The following is a 16,505-nucleotide window of genomic DNA, read 5'->3' on the forward strand; positions in this document are numbered from 1 at the left end:
ATTTTAAAAAGCGCTCAAGACTTTGTTCTTTCCTGCTCGCTATTCTATCTTTGCACCATAAAATAAAAACAATGACCAAAAACGTTCGCGTGCGTTTTGCACCTAGCCCAACAGGACCTCTACATATTGGAGGTGTTCGTACTGCTTTATTCAACTATTTATTTGCGAAAAAACACCATGGAACTTTTGTGTTACGTATTGAAGATACTGACCAAAACCGTTATGTTGAAGGTGCAGAAAAGTATATTGTTGATGCTTTAAATTGGTGTCAAATTCCTTTTGATGAAGGTCCAGGAAAAAACGAAAAATTTGGTCCATATAGGCAAAGTGAACGTAAACATTTATATAAGCAATATGCAGATGAGTTGATTGCTTCTGGAAATGCATATTATGCTTTTGACACTTCAGAAACTCTTGATTTTCACCGAAAAGATCACGAAGCTAAAGGCAAAACATTTATCTACAATTGGCACAACAGATTAAAACTAAGCAATTCTTTATCGCTTTCTGCAGAAGCGGTTCAAGCCAAGCTTGATGCTGGAGAAGATTATGTGATTCGTTTTAAATCACCTCAAGATCAAACCTTACATTTAAAAGATATGATTCGTGGAAACATCACAATAGACACAAACATTTTAGATGATAAGGTGTTATTTAAAAGCGATGGGATGCCAACCTATCATTTAGCAAATATTGTAGATGATCACCTTATGGAAATCACACATGTTATTCGTGGCGAAGAATGGTTGCCTTCGTTAGCATTACACCAACAACTATACGATGCCTTTGGTTGGCAAGCGCCAGAATTTGCACATTTACCATTAATTTTAAAACCGACAGGTAAGGGTAAATTAAGCAAACGTGATGGTGACAAATTAGGGTTTCCTGTATTTCCTTTAGAGTGGACAACTCCTGAAGGAGACGTATCTAGAGGTTACAAAGAAGATGGTTATTTTCCTGAAGCAATGGTGAATTTTTTAGCCTTTTTAGGATGGAACCCAGGAACTGAACAAGAAGTATTTAATTTAGAAGCGTTAATAAGCACATTTGATTTAGAGCGTGTAAATAAGTCTGGAGCGCGATTTGATCCTGATAAAATTAAATGGTTTAACCATCAATACATGCAAGAGCAAGATAACGAAATGTTAGCTCAAACCTTTCAGCAAAGGCATTCAGAATTAAAAGATATAGATGTTAATTACATCACTATGGTCGTTGGATTAATAAAAGAACGCGCCACTTTTGTAAGTGATTTTTGGGACTTAAGTGATTTCTTTTTTATTAGTCCAAAAAGTTATGACGAAAAAGCCTATAAAAAGGCCATGAAAGAAGGTACTCGTGAGCTTATGACCGAACTTTCGGTGTTAATACATGCTATTGAAGATTTTGAGTTAGACCAAATAACAACAACAATTAAATCTTGGATTACTAATAAAGAGATTGGCTTCGGGAAAGTGATGATGCCTTTGCGCCTAGCTTTAGTTGGTGCTTTACAAGGCCCAGACGTTTTTGATATTATGTATATGATTGGCAAAGCTGAAACTATAGAACGTATAGAAAACTTAGCCACAACGGTATAATATAAAAGTGCGCTTTTTGTGTTTTTTTAAGTCTTTTACAGTGTTATCATTAAGGTAAAAACCATCATAGATTGATTTCCTTTAAACTTGTCTGTGTTAGTGCCAACGCTTAAATCGTTTTTATTCAACTTATTAAGCATATTGGTAAAACCGTAAATATACTGCGCCTTAAGTCTAAAATGACTAATTCCAGCAGAAAGGCCAATGGTTCCATTAAAATTTAGTTTAGAGATATCGGAAACATCTTCTGCTAATAAGGCATCATAATTATTTATGAGATAGCCTTTATATTTATCCTCTTTCAACTCTAATTCGCCATTGTACTGAAGCATAGGTCCGACGTCTAAAGTCAGATAGCTTTGAATAATTTTAACATGTGCTTTAAGCATGATTTGAGCAGTAAACAACTTATAATCGATAAACTCGTTTGTGGTCGCTAAATCAAAAGGTCTCGCGGATATTCCAACTGTATTTTCTGACAGCTGAATCGTATAACTTATGTTGTACCATTTATGAGGAATATCTACAGTAGCAGATGCTCCACCTAGCCAACCGTTTCCTCTTTTAGTTTCAAAATTATCTGTAAGAATATCAAATTGTGTAATTCCGCCCTCTATTCCAATACCATTTTTTATAGGAACAATACCATGTGGGCGTCTTTGTGCATGACTAACTGTAACAAAACCTATTAAAAGGACTACTAATATTATAAATTGAGTTTTTTTCATTTGTTATGCGTTTGTGAGCAAATATAACTTAAATTAGTAATTAATTATTTTCTAACCTTTTATTTAAATTTGTTATGGGTTCCTTTGTATTTATTCCTATTGTATTTATTAGCTTAATTATATTTATTTCGGCGTTTTTTATTGTTAAACAACAAACCGCTGTTATTATTGAACGTTTTGGTAAGTTTCTTAGTATTCGTCACTCAGGTTTACATCTTAAAATCCCTTTAGTAGATAGGATTGCTGGGCGCTTAAGTTTAAAAATTCAGCAACTTGATGTTATTATAGAAACAAAGACTTTAGATGATGTTTTTGTCCGTTTAAAAGTCTCTGTGCAATACAAAGTGATTAAAGACAAAGTTTATGATGCCTTTTATAAATTAGATTATCCGCATGATCAAATTACATCTTATGTCTTTGATGTGGTACGTGCCGAAGTTCCAAAAATGAAGCTTGATGATGTCTTTGTAAAAAAAGACGATATTGCCTTAGCAGTTAAAGCTGAATTAAATGATGCGATGTCTGATTATGGTTTTGATATTATTAAAACCTTAGTAACAGATATTGATCCTGATGGACAAGTAAAACAGGCGATGAATAGAATTAATGCGTCTGAACGTGAAAAAATTGCGGCTCAATTTGAAGGTGATGCTGCGCGAATCTTAATTGTTGAAAAAGCAAAAGCTGAAGCAGAAAGTAAGCGCTTACAAGGACAAGGTATTGCAGATCAACGTCGCGAAATAGCACGAGGATTAGAAGAATCTGTAGAAGTATTGAATAAAGTTGGTATAAATAGTCAAGAAGCTTCTGCTTTAATTGTTGTTACACAGCATTATGACACACTTCAGTCTATTGGTCAAGAAACGAACAGCAATTTAATATTGCTTCCTAACTCACCTCAAGCAGGGAGCCAAATGTTAAACGATATGGTTGCTAGTTTTACAGCTAGTAATCAAATTGGTGAAGCCATGAAAAAAGCAAAAAATAAGAAAATCGAATAAACTATAATAACCTTATTAAAAACCCTAAGCACTGCTTGGGGTTTTTATTTGTAATGCTTTATAAGGTTCTTTAAACTCTCTAAATAATTGTCTAGTGCTTTATCATTTACCTCAGGATGTGGACTATTTGCAAGTGTCAATGGATTCTCGTCTAGGTGTTGATACACTTCTGGAAAATTCGTTTCTATTTCCCGAGTAAGCTCTGAAATTTCTGCAAGTAATTGTTGGGTTGTTTTCATAATACCTTAAAAATTAATGATTTAAACAACCAAATCAAAAATATAATCGTTAAAGATTGGTTAACATTTTATTTAAAAGGATGCCGTTCTTGCCATTCTCTTATAGGATTCATGTACTTTACAATAAACTTTAGAAGCGTATTAGCAATAAAATTATTTGTATGGTTTAAGTAGATGTGCATGGTGTGTGGTTTTGCACCAATCGAACTTTTAATTTCCATAGCAGTTCTAGCAAATACAATCGTTTTAAATTTGTTTTCAATACCATAATTAACCATGTCATACAACATATTTAAATACATTTGATACTTGTGTTGTAACTCTTGGTTATATCCTAAAAAGTATGTTTCTAATTCATTATTATTAATAATCAAGGTGTAAAAACCTACCAATTCATTATTTAAATAATATCCAAATACTTTAAAATCATCTTTTAGGTGTACTTTCAAGCTGTAAAAATGATCTGGAGAGAGTTTAAAGGAGTTTACGCCTGCGTTGTCTGAAACATTCTCATAAAGCTTGTAAAGTGTATTAGAATGTCTTTTTATTGCCTCTAAGTCTAATTCTTTATACTGAAGTATTGCGCCCTTTTTTCTAGCGCGTTTATATCGATCTCTATACTTTTTTGTAAACGCGGAAATATAATCTTCTTTCATGGTCCACGTTGAAGGAATAGAAAACAACATATTGGGTTGAACCTGCACTTTGAATAGGTTGTGTGCTTTAAAAAAGTCTAAGTTTGAGTGTATAGGGTCATGTTCAAAATAATCTTTAAACGCAATAATTCTAATTTTTTTATTGAACGTCTTTTTAATGTCTTTAGACAGTTTTTCAATAGCTAAATTTACCTGATTCAAAAAAAGGCCTTGCGTAATTTCTTCAGCAACAAAAAACAAACCATGTTGTCCTGTGTGCATTAAATTACCAACGATAATAGCATTTCCTTTTACAATTTTTGCAATTAATTGTTTAGCCATTTGCATCAATCGATGATCTGACGTTTTTCTAAAAATATCATCAGCATACATTTGAACGCGTTGTAAGATGGCAATACCAATAAGTTTATTTTTATTGAAAACGCACAAATAATAAGACGTAATATTACTTGGTGATGATGTTTCTAAAGCTTTTAAAAAAGGGGTTTTTAAGAAAACATCTGGTGTTGCTAATGTATTCCATGCTTGTGGAAGTTCGTCAATATTATTATAAATATTAAAGTGTATCAAATGAAAAAATAAAAAAGACTGAAAGTTAAATCTTTCAGTCCTTAATTATATTAAAACATTACAAAAATTATAAACCACAAAGCAATGCGCCCATTACTGCTAAAGTTAAAATCCAATAACCAGCGTTAATAAAAATATACTTCGCGCTTTTTCGTTCAAATAAGGCGTTTGTGCCAAGAATAGGTAAAGCACCAAGTACACCAAATATGGTTCCGTGTAAAGCACCATGCTTAAAGGTTCTAAACGCATTTCCATAGTCAGCCATAAAACCATCAAAAGACGGCTTTGCCAATGCAGGGTCTCCTCCTATCATTCCCATTGCTCCCCATTGATGGTTTGTAAATTGCATAAGAAGTACTGCTAATAAGGCTGCAAATAATAAAGCAAGACCAAATATTTTTGCCATATTTCCACCTTTCATTTTCTCTTCGGTCATGCCAGACTCTCTCATCCAAGCATTTCCAAAGACTTTTGGGTTGTACCAGACAGCTCCAATGACTAATGCTGCTACTGCTGCAATAGGGATTGACCAAGGGTTAATTGCTAATTCCATAATTTAAAGTTTTATAGTTAGTGCTTTAAATGTACGGAAAAAACCATAAAATAAAACTTTACAATTCTCATTTAACACTAAAAAACAACATCTATAGCTTTTTAGCTTCAGCAACTAATAGCTCATTTTTATCTTCAAGCGCTTTGTCTATAAAACTTGTAACAGCCTCGTTTTTTTCTAAGCCATTGCGCAACAAAACACCTAATACAAGCATCGCAGCAATACGTGTGCCTGCTTTTTTAACAGCAGTTGCAAACAGAGGTTCAAGCTCTTCATAAGACACCTCTTTTGCTAATTCTTGAATTTCTGCCTTGACTTTTATTTGTTTTTCCTCTGGAAGATTTGTGTATTTTTTTCCTAATTGTTGAATGACACTAATAGCTTTACGTTGCGATTGTTGTTGTGGTTTGGGCTGATTTTGATTGGTATTATCTTTAGGTTTTTGTTTTGCCCAAGAATCACGTAAACCGACCGTTTTATTAAACACTAAGTGCTCTGGAGTGCTATCATCATCTACATTAAAATAGCCTAAGCGTTGAAACTGAAACTGCTCTCCTACTTTTGCTTCAGTCAAACTAGGCTCCACAAAGGCATTAATAATTTTTAAAGAATTTGGATTGATAAATGCCATAAAATCCTTTTCGGGGTGACTGTCTGGCGCTTCATTACTAAATAATCTGTCATATTCTCTGACCTCAACTTGAACAGCATGTTTTATAGACACCCAATGTAATGTCCCTTTGACTTTTTTGTTGGTGTCTTCTGAATACGTACAATGAATTTCTGTAACCTTTCCATCTACATCTTTTACGACCTCATTTGCTTGAATGATATAGGCATTTTTTAATCGAACCTCTCCTCCTAGTTTTAATCGGAAAAACTTATATCCTGCTTCTTCTTTAAAGTCGTCTTTTTCAATATAAAGTTCGTTTGAAAATGGCACTTGTCGCGAACCAGCACTTGAGTCTTCAGGGTTGTTTTCAGCTTCAAACCATTCCTCTTTATCCTCTGGATAATTAGTGATAACAACTTTAATAGGATCTAATACAGCCATGACACGAGGCGCTTTCTTATTTAAGTCTTCACGAATACAAAACTCTAATAAAGACACATCAATAACATTTTCGCGTTTGGCAACACCTACTTTTTCTATAAATTGACGAATTGAATTTGGCGTATAACCTCGTCGTCGTAATCCTGAAATGGTTGGCATACGAGGATCGTTCCAGCCAGAAACAATGCCCTCTTCAACCAATTTAAGTAGTTTACGCTTACTCATTATCGTGTAGCTTAAGTTTAAACGTGCAAACTCGCGTTGTTTTGGTAGTAATGGATACTCGTTTGAACTATAAGGGTATACTTGCTCTTTAAACCAATCATACAATTTTCTATGAGGTTTAAACTCTAAAGAACATAAGGAATGTGAGACTTGTTCAATGTAATCACTTTCACCATGTGTCCAATCGTACATAGGATAGATACACCAATCGTTTCCTGTTCTGTGATGATGTGCATGCATGACGCGATACATAATAGGATCACGCATGAGCATATTAGGATCTTCCATGTCTATTTTGGCACGAAGAACGTGAGTTCCTGCAGGAAATTCGCCATTTTTCATCCTCTGAAATAAATCTAAGTTTTCTTCAACGCTTCGGTCTCTAAACGGACTGTTTGTTCCGACTTGAGTTGGCGTTCCTTTTTGTTGAGCCATAGCCTCACTAGATTGAGAATCGACATAAGCTTTATTATCTTTTATCAATTTTACAGCCCAATCGTAGAGTTGTTGGAAATAATCTGAAGAATACAATTCATTTTCCCATTGGTAACCTAGCCATTTAATATCTCGTTTTATAGCGTCGACATATTCCTGCTCTTCTTTAGCTGGATTCGTATCATCAAAACGAAGATTCACAGGTGCATTGTATTTTTCACCTAAACCAAAACTAATGCCAATCGCTTTAGTATGACCTATATGTAAATACCCATTAGGCTCAGGAGGAAACCGAAAACGCAAATGGGTTTTAGGCATTCCATTTTTTAAATCTTCCTCAATAATGTGCTCTATAAAATGGAGCGATTTGCTTTCTTCAGACATAGTTATTATTCATTCTAAACAGAACTGCAAAATTAGGTAAATTATAATAACATTATAATCATACCTCATGATAAAGTTTGTAACTTGTTCTAGTAATTTGATACTTATAAATAAAACTCATTTTTATGAAACAAATGAACTATAAATGTCCAAAATGCTCAAACACCACTTATGACATTGACCGAATGCAGGCTACTGGAGGAACATTCACGAAACTATTTAATATTCAAAATAAAAGTTTTACTTCTGTGACTTGTAAAAAATGCACTTATACAGAATTCTTTAAAACACAATCAAGTAAAATAAGTAATATCTTTGATTTCTTTACAAACTAAGACAAATTAATGGGAATAATTAAAGTTGAAAATATTCGTGTGTTTGCGCATCATGGCTGCTTAACCGAAGAAACAAAAATAGGTAGTGATTATCGAGTAGACTTAGAAGTAAAAGCTAATTTACAGCCATCTGCTAAAACAGATATGTTAAGCGATACCGTTGATTATGTCTTCTTAAATAAAGTCATACGAGAAGAAATGGCTAAACCTTCACATTTATTAGAAACAGTCGCTAAACGGATTTTAAAACGGATTTTTAAAGAAGATCATTTGGTTAAAAAAGCAACGGTTTGGGTTAGTAAAGTCAACCCTCCAATTGGTGGTGATGTTGAGATGGTTACGATTAAGATGGTACAAAAGCGAAAAAAGTAGAAGTAAATAGCGTAAAAACTATATTTTTTTTACATTTGTCACCTCATTAGGAATAATGAGATGCCTTTCTCTAAAGGTACTAAAGGGTGTCGTGGCCGAGTGGCTAGGCAGTGGTCTGCAACACCATCTACAGCGGTTCGAATCCGCTCGACACCTCTAAAAACCTTCAAGTGTAGACTTGGGGGTTTTTTTGTTTTAATTTTTAAAGAAATGTAATGTGCGCTTAGTTAACGATACCTTTTTAATTGAAAGGCTCTAAATCTGGCGCTATGAATTGCTTTTTAGCAGTTACTGACTCGAAAATATTGGTTTTATAGTGTGATGATAGCAAGCCCTTAAGGTTGTGTGCAAGTTGTTTATTCTCTTTTATAAATTGATTGAAATTACGAGTTTTTGATTTTTTTATAAAGTGATTCACCGCTCTGACGCTAGCAACAGTAACTGTTTCGTTGTATTTATCTTCTGCATCCAGTGCTTTTACATATTGTCTTATTAATGCTTTAACATTATTTACTGCTTTTTCAACACCATATTTTTCTATATGTATCCAAGCGAGTCTTAAATGTGCTTCATGAGAAAAAATACTAGGGTCTAGTGTACAATCGGAAAGCTTTTTTTCAAATTCAAAATCGGTTAACCCTAAATGACTCATGAAGATTTACCTTTTTATGGGATTAATTTGTTCTAATTTATCTTTAATAAGTTCTTTCTCTTCAGGGAAAAAACCTTGGATTAACAGTAATATTCCAAATCCTAAAATCACAAGTGCTACAATTTTTTTGGTTTTAAAAATTCGTCTAGGAGTCAATTTATTCTTTAATGTTTTTGCGGCTGCAATTTTTAATAAATCAACTAAAAAATATACTGTTAATATTGTGCCTAAAAACACCCAAAGTTCTTGTGGTGTTTCTGTTAAAGAGTTTCCTATAACAATAAAACCAAGCCAACCCAACAGCACACCAATATTAATAAAGTTGAGTAAAAACCCTTTTACAAATAGTTTTCCATAGTCTTTTTTAAACTCTACTCTATGGTATTCACGAACAATGTCTCGAAAGGATTTAGAGGTTTTAATGAATGAAATAACACCATAAGCTGTTAATAACACACCTCCAAAAATAAGAAAGCTTGGATCGTCTTTAACTTTTTCTAAAAGCTTACTTGTACTATAAAACGCTACAAGAATAAAAAAAGCATCTGCAAGAATAACTCCAAAATCAAAAATTAATGCGCTCTTAATCCCTTTAGTTGCGCTTGTTTCGAGTAGCACAAAAAAAACAGGTCCAATAGTGAACGATAAAATAATACCAAAAGGAATTGCTGTTAGAATAGCATCTAGCATGTAAAGATGTCTTTCTTACAAATTTAAGAAAAATGATAGGATTATTCTTTAATAATAATTTTTCCTCCTAAAACTGTGTTTTTATCTACATTTTCTGGGTTTCCATACACGTAAACACTTCCTCCTGCTCTTACTTTAGCCTCAACATCTTTAGTCGCATTAACATGAGCCACACCAGCAGCTTTAATAGTTACTTTTGTGTTTTCGGTGATAAGGTCTTCGCCTTCATAAGAACCACCAGTATTTATATCTACAGTTTGGTTTTTAGAATTTCCAGAAGCTTCAATGCTACCACCAGAAACCGCTTTAACTTCAAAAAATTTAAGGTCTTTTACGTTTAATCGCACCTTTCCTCCTTCTTGAGCTTTGACTTTTAATTCAAACTGTTCTATAACATCATTAGACTCAACTACAGCGCCTTCATTTGAATCGATGATTTCTAATGTGGTATAATACACTTTTACTGTGGTTTCATCACCATCAAAAGCTTCTTCTAAGGTCATTCTAATTTTTAGAATATCCTTTTTATGAACGATAACCAGATCCTCAGTATTTTTTCCAGAAACAACAACTCTATTTTCATCAGATTTTATGAGTTGAACTTCGATACGATCGTAAACTTTAATTTCTTTAAACTCTCCAACAACTTTATCTTGATCGTTTTGAGCTGAAAGGGAAATGGTTAGACAGAATAATAATAGTGAATACAGGGTTTTCATCGTTTTATTTTTTTAATTAAGCTACTTTTACTGCAGTTCCTGTTAAAGAAACGGTTACATAATTTGCTGCTGTGAGTTCTATATCAACTTTAATGCCAACCACAGCGTTTGCCTTTAAATTTAAAGCATTTGCTTTAAGGTTTTGAAACGCCATTTCCTTTACTTCGGCAATACTTTCTCCAATAGCTTTATAATATTTTTCTACGTTGAAAGTTAATTTTGCTTTTTGGCTATTTACACCTATTCCAGAAACGAGTCCTAAATAATCGTGTATTTTATGACCTTCGATAGTATTGGTTGTGGTTAAAATCATGCTTTATTTTTTCGAATTGTAAAGTTACAGAATTTGAAATACTATAGCAATGCCTTTTTTAGATTTTGATTAACTCTTAAATTTGTTTTTGCGATTTGCGTTAAGGATTGCAGTGGCATCCTTTTTATTCTGGATTCCTGCCTACGCAGGAAAGACAGCATAAAAAGATATAGCGGAAAGCCTGACCAAGACTTGAAGTCTTGGTAACGCCCAAATTAAAATAATACTAATCTTCTGGTTTTCCTACAAGTAAGAAATCTAGATGTTTTTTGGCTAAATCTGCATTTTTCACCTTAACAAGCACCTCGTCGCCGAGTTGATACATATTTTTAGAATTTCTTCCTATTATAGCATATTGTGCTTCATCAAATTCGTAATGGTCGTCTTTAATATCGCGCATTCTTACCATGCCTTCGCATTTATTAGATATGATTTCGACATAAATTCCCCAATCTGTAACGCCAGAAATTACACCTAAAAACTCTTCATCTTGGTGGTCTTGCATAAACTTAACTTGCATGTACTTTATTGAATCGCGTTCTGCTTTAGTGGCTAGATATTCCATGTTACTGGAGTGTTTACATTTATCTTCATAAACCTCTTCGCTTACAGATTTACCTTTATCTAAATAATGTTGTAAAAGGCGATGCGCCATAACGTCTGGGTAACGACGAATAGGCGAGGTGAAGTGACTGTAATAATCGAATGCCAGTCCGTAATGTCCAATATTATGCGTTGTGTATTCCGCTTTAGACATCGTGCGAATTGTTAATGTATCGACTAAATTTTGTTCTTTTTTTCCGTTAACCTCTTTTAGTAAATTATTTAAAGATGAGGCTACATTTTTTCTATCCTTAAAATTAAGTTTGTACCCAAATCTTGAAACTACACCTTGTAAAGCCGCGAGTTTAGATTCGTCTGGTTCGTCATGTACACGATAGATAAAGGTTTTTTTAGGGTTTTGTTTTCCAATAAATTCGGATACTTTTCGATTTGCTAAAAGCATAAATTCTTCAATAAGCTTATTCGCATCTTTACTTGTTTTAAAAAATACACCTATTGGATTAGCATTCTCATCTAAGTCGAATTTAACTTCAACTTTATCAAAAGAAATTGCACCAGATTTCATGCGCTTTCTTCTCATAATCTTTGCTAATTCATCTAATTTTAAAGTAGCATAAGCAATTTCTGGAGACGTTTTATAAGCTACACCAGTAAGTGAAACTTCCTTAGGAATTGTATTATTTATGTGAGACATCTCGACTGCGCTCGATGTGACATTTATTGTCGCATTTTGTTCAATGATGGCTTGTGCTTCTTCGTATGCAAATCGTGCATCAGAATAGGTTACGGTTCTCCCAAACCATTCGTTTTTTATTTCGGCTTTATCATTGAGTTGAAAAACAGCAGAAAACGTATATTTTTCTTCGTGAGGTCGTAATGAACAGGCATTATTAGATAAGACTTCTGGTAACATTGGTACGACGCGATCTACTAAATACACTGAAGTTGCACGTTCATAAGCTTCATCGTCTAAAACAGTGCCTTCTTGTAGATAATGAGAGACATCTGCTATATGAATACCAACTTCATAGTTTCCGTTTTCGAGAATTTGAAAGGATAAAGCATCATCAAAATCTTTAGCATCTTTAGGGTCAATAGTAAAGGTTAGTACCTTGCGCATATCACGACGTTTTGCTATTTCTTCTTTAGTAATAGAAGTATCTATTTTATTAGCAAATTCTTCAACTTCATGAGGAAACTCATAAGGTAATCCGTATTCTGCAAGAATAGAATGGATTTCAGTATTGTGTTCACCAGGTTTACCAAGGACTTGCAATACGCGTCCGTTTGGTGAATCTGATTTTTCTGGCCAATCATCTAGTGATACTAAGACTTTATCGCCATCTTCAGCCTTGTTGATTTTATTAATTGGTACAAAAATATCTTTGTACATCTTGTTAGAATCTGGTATAACAAAGGCAAAATTTTTCTTGTCGTGAATTTGAATCACACCAACATATTCGCTTTTAGCACGTTTAATAATTTTGGTGATTTCGCCTTCTAATTTGCCACGTTTTCGGCGTTTATACACGTATAATTCGACTTCATCGCCATTAAGTGCTTTGTTAATATTATTTGATGCTATAAAAATATCGTCATCAAAAGCATCAGAAATGACATAACCAGAACCTTTAGCTGTTAAGTCTAAAATTCCTGTATGATATTCTGTGTTTACTATAGCTCGAAACTTACCACGATCAACTTCTTCAATTTCCTGTTTTGCTTTAAGTTGATGTAGTTTTTTTATAATTTGATTTCTGCTACTTGCGTCGTTAACACCAAGCTTAGCAGCAATTTGTTTATAATTAAAGGTTTGGGTTCTATCTTTTTTTAAAATACTTAGAATGGTATTTGTAAGGTTGGAAATCTTATTATGTGATGATTTCCTTTTTTTCTTTTTACTCATGTAATTTTTAGAATGTATTGAATTTCTAAAGTTATGAAATTCGGTTAATTATTTAGGTAATAGAGAAGAAGCGTAGGTATTACCTTGGGACAAAGCTACGGTTTTAAAATTAAATAATGTTAAGTGACTGTTTATTAAGTATTAAATTAAATATATAATATGATTTATTCCTTTTTAAAATTAAAAATAAATGTTATCCACATATATATACATAATTATCTTTTTCTTTTAAAAATTTAAAAAAATAATGATAGTTATTATAGTATGTTTATAAGTGGTATAACTTTTTTAACTTTTAATATGATAACTAATTTATAGCATTCTATTAACAAGTTATTAGAGTATTAAGTCTTTGATTAATAAGCAATTTAAATTTACTATTAACTATTGTTTATAAGTCCTATTAACTATTAAATTTTAATAAATATTTTATTTTTTATGTTAGTATCTAAGCTATTTTTGTTTCATAAGTTCACCAAAAAAAACGGTTATTTTTTTAGGTAATTTCATCGTAGTTTTTGTTTGAAAAATTAACTGGATAATCCTAATTAAAGTTTTAAGAAAATAGAATTAGATATTAACAACTTATGAAACCATTTTAAAGAGTTGTTAAACAAAATGATTTAGTAAACCTAAATAGTATTAATTTAAAATAAGTTATTTTTTTTGTTTATATTAGTATTAGCATAATCTCCTCATTTTTTTCTGTTAATAGTTTTAGCTGAAAAGCTGCACATAAATTATTATCTAATTTTAATTTTAACAGATGAAAAATTTTCACTTTTTTAGACTTACTTTTTTATTAGTTCTCTTTTTTAATATAGAAGTCAATGCGCAATACACAATAATTCCAGATGTAGATTTTGAGCAATATTTAATTGATCAATTTATTGATAGTGAAGGCTCTTTAGATGGTCAAGTATTAACAAGTGATGTATCTAGTATCATTTCATTAGATGTATCATCTACAAGTATTTCTGATTTAACAGGTATACATGATTTCGTAGCACTAAGGACTTTAAAAGCTTCACAAACTAATCTATCTAGTATAGATGTGAATGGTTTAACTAATTTACAGGATTTAGATCTATCTATGGCAACATCTTTAACTTCATTAAATGTTGAAGGATGTACAGGTTTATTAGATTTAGATATTCGTTTTACCAATCTAAATACTTTAGATTTAAGCACATGTACCTCAATATCTACTATTGATCTTTATAGAAGCTTTAGCTTACAACAATTAGATGTAAGTGGTAAAACATCTTTAACGAGTATTATAGCTGATGAATCTTCGTTACGGACTTTAAATGTTTCTGGTTGTACATCTTTAAGTACTTTAAGAATTAATGAAACATCTATTTCAACTCTAGATTTAAGTCACAATCCTTCATTAATTAACTTTAGTGTCTTTGATTCAGGTATTCAATCTATAGATTTATCAAATTGTATTAATCTTGAATCACTTTCTTTAACACAATGTCAGAACTTATCTTCTTTAAACCTTACAAGCATCAACACTATAAAAAGTATTATTTTAAATGAAATCAGTTCTCAAATAATCAGCTTAGATATAAGTAGTTTTAGTGATCTTGAGAGCTTGTATATAGTAGGAACAGCTATTAATAGTATTGATGCGACCAATAGTTTAAATTTAAATTCAATAAGTATTTATGAATCGAGCTTAAATAGTCTTGATCTTAGAAACGGAAATAATAATAATATCACAGAATTATATGTTTCTGAAGTTAATTTAAATTGTATTAGTGTTGATGATGAAGATTACTCTACAACAAATTGGACAAACATTGATGATGATATCTTGTTTAGTAACGATTGCTCAACATTAAGTTCTAATGATTACACCCAAATAGACTATACTTTATATCCAAATCCTAGTACTGATTATATTTATGTTTCAGGTTTAAAACAACACACAAAATATCAAATTTACAGTATAGAAGGAAAAGCTGTAAATTATGGTATATGCACTGCTAATAAACCAATTGAAATTTCTAATTTAGCCTCAGGAATTTATTTTTTAAAGTTGGACGCATTGAAAACAATAAAGTTTATAAAAAAATAAGAACTCATTTTTATTTAGATATTAAATAGTCTCTACAAAGAAGTTTCCTTAACTTTATAGTCATATTTTTAACTCTAATTTTATGAAAATTTCTATAGGAAACGATCACGCTGGAACCGATTATAAGTTTGCTATCCTTAAGCATTTAGAAGCAAAAGGTTTTACAGTAAAAAACTATGGAACAGATACTAATGAAAGTGTCGACTTTCCAGATTATGTACATCCTGTGGCTCAAGATGTTGATAACAAGCGAGTAGATTTTGGTATTTTAATTTGTGGTAGTGCCAATGGTGTTGCTATGACAGCAAATAAATATCAACATGTGCGAGCAGGTATTTGCTGGATGAATGAAATCACTCAGTTAACCAGGCAGCATAATAACGCAAACATTATGTGTATTCCAGCACGTTATACTGCTATTCCACAAGCAATTAAAATGGTAGATACGTTTTTAAATACCGCTTTTGAAGGCGGACGACATGAAAAGCGCGTGAATAAAATTCCTGTTAGTACTTGCTAAATGAGTGGTTCACATTCACATAATCATACACATCATCATGGAGAATTAAGAGGTCGGAATTTACTTTTTTCAATCTTTTTAAATATTCTAATTACAGCTGCTCAAGTTATAGGTGGTGTAGTTTCAGGAAGTTTAGCCTTATTAAGTGATGCCCTTCATAATTTTTCTGATGTTATTTCTTTAGTGGTGAGTTATGTGGCGAATAGATTAGCAAAAAAAGAAGCTTCTTTACAAAAAACCTTTGGTTATAAACGCGCAGAAATATTAGCGGCTTTTATTAATGCATCTACTTTAATTATTGTTGCTGTATTATTAATTATTGAAGCGATTAAACGTTTTCAAAATCCAGAAGCGATTGAATCTAATTTAGTGATTTGGTTATCGTTTATCGCCATATTAGCTAATGGTGTTAGTGTATTATTACTAAAGAAAGACGCAGAAGCCAATATGAATATGAAGAGTGCTTACCTACATTTATTTACTGATATGTTAGCAAGTATTGCTGTATTAATAGGTGGTTTATTGATGAAATATTATCAGTTATTTTGGGTAGATAGTGTATTAACATTAGCTATTGCTATATATTTGATTTGGGTAGGCTTTGATTTACTAAAATCCTCGACAAAAGTCTTAATGTTATTCACACCAGATTCTATTCCTATAAAAGATATTGTAATAGAAATTCAAAAAATTAATAGTATTAAAAACGTACATCATATTCACGTTTGGCAGCTTAATGAAGATGAAGTTCATTTTGAAGCTCATATTGATTTCCAAGACGATATCACCTTAACTCAATTTGATGTTATTTTAAATCAAGTTGAAGCGTTATTGTATCATAAATTTAAAATTAACCATGTTAACATTCAACCAGAGTTTGGTAAATCAGATGTTAAAGATATTATAGTTCAAGACTAAGATAT

General features: G+C 32.0%; 17 protein-coding genes and 1 tRNA gene. 8 read left to right on the forward strand and 10 right to left on the reverse strand.

Translation table 11 applies throughout. From position 1 onward, the window contains the following. Nucleotides 1-71 precede the first annotated feature (71 nt). A complete protein-coding gene (gene gltX / locus ACFS5M_RS02565) occupies nucleotides 72-1,580 on the forward strand; it encodes a glutamate--tRNA ligase (protein ID WP_183485352.1) in 1,509 nt (502 codons plus the stop codon). A 35-nt stretch (nucleotides 1,581-1,615) separates the two neighbouring features. Here gltX and ACFS5M_RS02570 read toward each other — a convergent pair whose 3' ends face one another. Then, on the reverse strand, nucleotides 1,616-2,308 hold the full coding sequence (locus tag ACFS5M_RS02570) for a hypothetical protein (RefSeq protein WP_183485354.1): 693 nt from the start codon (nucleotides 2,306-2,308) through the stop codon (nucleotides 1,616-1,618). 74 nt (nucleotides 2,309-2,382) lie between these two features. Between ACFS5M_RS02570 and ACFS5M_RS02575 the strand changes: the two genes are divergently transcribed. Further along, nucleotides 2,383-3,309, forward strand: coding sequence for an SPFH domain-containing protein (locus tag ACFS5M_RS02575; protein ID WP_183485356.1), 927 nt, complete (start codon nucleotides 2,383-2,385; stop codon nucleotides 3,307-3,309). A gap of 44 nt (nucleotides 3,310-3,353) precedes the next feature. Here the strand turns inward: ACFS5M_RS02575 and ACFS5M_RS02580 are convergent, their stop codons facing one another. The 4 genes from ACFS5M_RS02580 to ACFS5M_RS02595 form a co-directional block, all read right to left on the reverse strand. Then, complete coding sequence (locus ACFS5M_RS02580) at nucleotides 3,354-3,548, reverse strand: hypothetical protein (RefSeq protein ID WP_183485357.1); 195 nt, start codon at nucleotides 3,546-3,548, stop codon at nucleotides 3,354-3,356. A 68-nt stretch (nucleotides 3,549-3,616) separates the two neighbouring features. Continuing rightward, the gene (locus ACFS5M_RS02585) at nucleotides 3,617-4,774 is read right to left on the reverse strand and encodes a GNAT family N-acetyltransferase (protein ID WP_183485360.1); all 1,158 of its coding nucleotides are present in this window, start codon (nucleotides 4,772-4,774) and stop codon (nucleotides 3,617-3,619) included. A 67-nt stretch (nucleotides 4,775-4,841) separates the two neighbouring features. Continuing rightward, nucleotides 4,842-5,327: a DUF1761 domain-containing protein gene (locus ACFS5M_RS02590; protein WP_183485363.1), complete on the reverse strand. Its 486-nt coding sequence runs from the start codon at nucleotides 5,325-5,327 to the stop codon at nucleotides 4,842-4,844. Nucleotides 5,328-5,418: 91 nt separating this feature from the next. After that, nucleotides 5,419-7,425 (reverse strand): glutamine--tRNA ligase/YqeY domain fusion protein, encoded by a 2,007-nt coding sequence (locus tag ACFS5M_RS02595; protein WP_183485366.1) that lies wholly within the window; start codon nucleotides 7,423-7,425, stop codon nucleotides 5,419-5,421. Between the two features lie 125 nt (nucleotides 7,426-7,550). Between ACFS5M_RS02595 and ACFS5M_RS02600 the strand changes: the two genes are divergently transcribed. From ACFS5M_RS02600 to ACFS5M_RS02610, 3 genes are all read left to right on the forward strand, one after another. Continuing rightward, nucleotides 7,551-7,760, forward strand: a complete 210-nt coding sequence (locus ACFS5M_RS02600; protein WP_183485368.1) for a zinc ribbon domain-containing protein — start codon at nucleotides 7,551-7,553, stop codon at nucleotides 7,758-7,760. A 9-nt stretch (nucleotides 7,761-7,769) separates the two neighbouring features. After that, nucleotides 7,770-8,132, forward strand: coding sequence for a dihydroneopterin aldolase (gene folB, locus ACFS5M_RS02605; RefSeq protein WP_183485370.1), 363 nt, complete (start codon nucleotides 7,770-7,772; stop codon nucleotides 8,130-8,132). Between the two features lie 85 nt (nucleotides 8,133-8,217). Then, a tRNA-Cys gene (locus ACFS5M_RS02610) sits at nucleotides 8,218-8,288 on the forward strand. An 85-nt stretch (nucleotides 8,289-8,373) separates the two neighbouring features. Here the strand turns inward: ACFS5M_RS02610 and ACFS5M_RS02615 are convergent. The 5 genes from ACFS5M_RS02615 to ACFS5M_RS02635 form a co-directional block, all read right to left on the reverse strand. Beyond that, on the reverse strand, nucleotides 8,374-8,784 hold the full coding sequence (locus ACFS5M_RS02615) for a hypothetical protein (protein ID WP_183485372.1): 411 nt from the start codon (nucleotides 8,782-8,784) through the stop codon (nucleotides 8,374-8,376). A 6-nt stretch (nucleotides 8,785-8,790) separates the two neighbouring features. Beyond that, entirely contained in the window at nucleotides 8,791-9,474 is a 684-nt protein-coding gene (locus ACFS5M_RS02620) for a LysE family translocator (protein WP_183485374.1), read from the reverse strand. A gap of 41 nt (nucleotides 9,475-9,515) precedes the next feature. Further along, a complete protein-coding gene (locus tag ACFS5M_RS02625) occupies nucleotides 9,516-10,193 on the reverse strand; it encodes a head GIN domain-containing protein (protein WP_183485376.1) in 678 nt (225 codons plus the stop codon). 16 nt (nucleotides 10,194-10,209) lie between these two features. Beyond that, entirely contained in the window at nucleotides 10,210-10,506 is a 297-nt protein-coding gene (locus ACFS5M_RS02630; protein ID WP_183485378.1) for a YbjQ family protein, read from the reverse strand. Nucleotides 10,507-10,732: 226 nt separating this feature from the next. Further along, nucleotides 10,733-12,976, reverse strand: coding sequence for a ribonuclease R family protein (locus ACFS5M_RS02635; RefSeq protein ID WP_183485379.1), 2,244 nt, complete (start codon nucleotides 12,974-12,976; stop codon nucleotides 10,733-10,735). A gap of 766 nt (nucleotides 12,977-13,742) precedes the next feature. Here ACFS5M_RS02635 and ACFS5M_RS02640 point away from each other — a divergent pair. From ACFS5M_RS02640 to ACFS5M_RS02650, 3 genes are all read left to right on the forward strand, one after another. Next, the gene (locus ACFS5M_RS02640; protein WP_183485381.1) at nucleotides 13,743-15,062 is read left to right on the forward strand and encodes a T9SS type A sorting domain-containing protein; all 1,320 of its coding nucleotides are present in this window, start codon (nucleotides 13,743-13,745) and stop codon (nucleotides 15,060-15,062) included. A gap of 82 nt (nucleotides 15,063-15,144) precedes the next feature. Then, nucleotides 15,145-15,582 carry a ribose 5-phosphate isomerase B gene (gene rpiB, locus ACFS5M_RS02645; RefSeq protein WP_183485384.1) on the forward strand — a complete coding sequence of 146 codons (438 nt, stop codon included), beginning with the start codon at nucleotides 15,145-15,147 and terminating at the stop codon, nucleotides 15,580-15,582. Continuing rightward, nucleotides 15,583-16,500: a cation diffusion facilitator family transporter gene (locus ACFS5M_RS02650; RefSeq protein ID WP_183485386.1), complete on the forward strand. Its 918-nt coding sequence runs from the start codon at nucleotides 15,583-15,585 to the stop codon at nucleotides 16,498-16,500. Nucleotides 16,501-16,505 lie beyond the last annotated feature (5 nt).

This window comes from Lacinutrix iliipiscaria (assembly GCF_042686125.1).
GTDB classification, from domain to species: domain Bacteria; phylum Bacteroidota; class Bacteroidia; order Flavobacteriales; family Flavobacteriaceae; genus Oceanihabitans; species Oceanihabitans iliipiscarium.

What these genes read in the sequence shown, in the direction of transcription:
- gltX (WP_183485352.1), top strand. Translation starts at nt 72, where the DNA reads ATGACCAAAAACGTTCGCGTGCGTTTTGCACCTAGCCCAACAGGACCT.
- ACFS5M_RS02570 (WP_183485354.1), bottom strand. Translation starts at nt 2,308, where the DNA reads ATGAAAAAAACTCAATTTATAATATTAGTAGTCCTTTTAATAGGTTTT.
- ACFS5M_RS02575 (WP_183485356.1), top strand. Translation starts at nt 2,383, where the DNA reads ATGGGTTCCTTTGTATTTATTCCTATTGTATTTATTAGCTTAATTATA.
- ACFS5M_RS02580 (WP_183485357.1), bottom strand. Translation starts at nt 3,548, where the DNA reads ATGAAAACAACCCAACAATTACTTGCAGAAATTTCAGAGCTTACTCGG.
- ACFS5M_RS02590 (WP_183485363.1), bottom strand. Translation starts at nt 5,327, where the DNA reads ATGGAATTAGCAATTAACCCTTGGTCAATCCCTATTGCAGCAGTAGCA.
- ACFS5M_RS02595 (WP_183485366.1), bottom strand. Translation starts at nt 7,425, where the DNA reads ATGTCTGAAGAAAGCAAATCGCTCCATTTTATAGAGCACATTATTGAG.
- ACFS5M_RS02600 (WP_183485368.1), top strand. Translation starts at nt 7,551, where the DNA reads ATGAAACAAATGAACTATAAATGTCCAAAATGCTCAAACACCACTTAT.
- folB (WP_183485370.1), top strand. Translation starts at nt 7,770, where the DNA reads ATGGGAATAATTAAAGTTGAAAATATTCGTGTGTTTGCGCATCATGGC.
- ACFS5M_RS02615 (WP_183485372.1), bottom strand. Translation starts at nt 8,784, where the DNA reads ATGAGTCATTTAGGGTTAACCGATTTTGAATTTGAAAAAAAGCTTTCC.
- ACFS5M_RS02620 (WP_183485374.1), bottom strand. Translation starts at nt 9,474, where the DNA reads ATGCTAGATGCTATTCTAACAGCAATTCCTTTTGGTATTATTTTATCG.
- ACFS5M_RS02625 (WP_183485376.1), bottom strand. Translation starts at nt 10,193, where the DNA reads ATGAAAACCCTGTATTCACTATTATTATTCTGTCTAACCATTTCCCTT.
- ACFS5M_RS02630 (WP_183485378.1), bottom strand. Translation starts at nt 10,506, where the DNA reads ATGATTTTAACCACAACCAATACTATCGAAGGTCATAAAATACACGAT.
- ACFS5M_RS02635 (WP_183485379.1), bottom strand. Translation starts at nt 12,976, where the DNA reads ATGAGTAAAAAGAAAAAAAGGAAATCATCACATAATAAGATTTCCAAC.
- ACFS5M_RS02640 (WP_183485381.1), top strand. Translation starts at nt 13,743, where the DNA reads ATGAAAAATTTTCACTTTTTTAGACTTACTTTTTTATTAGTTCTCTTT.
- rpiB (WP_183485384.1), top strand. Translation starts at nt 15,145, where the DNA reads ATGAAAATTTCTATAGGAAACGATCACGCTGGAACCGATTATAAGTTT.
- ACFS5M_RS02650 (WP_183485386.1), top strand. Translation starts at nt 15,583, where the DNA reads ATGAGTGGTTCACATTCACATAATCATACACATCATCATGGAGAATTA.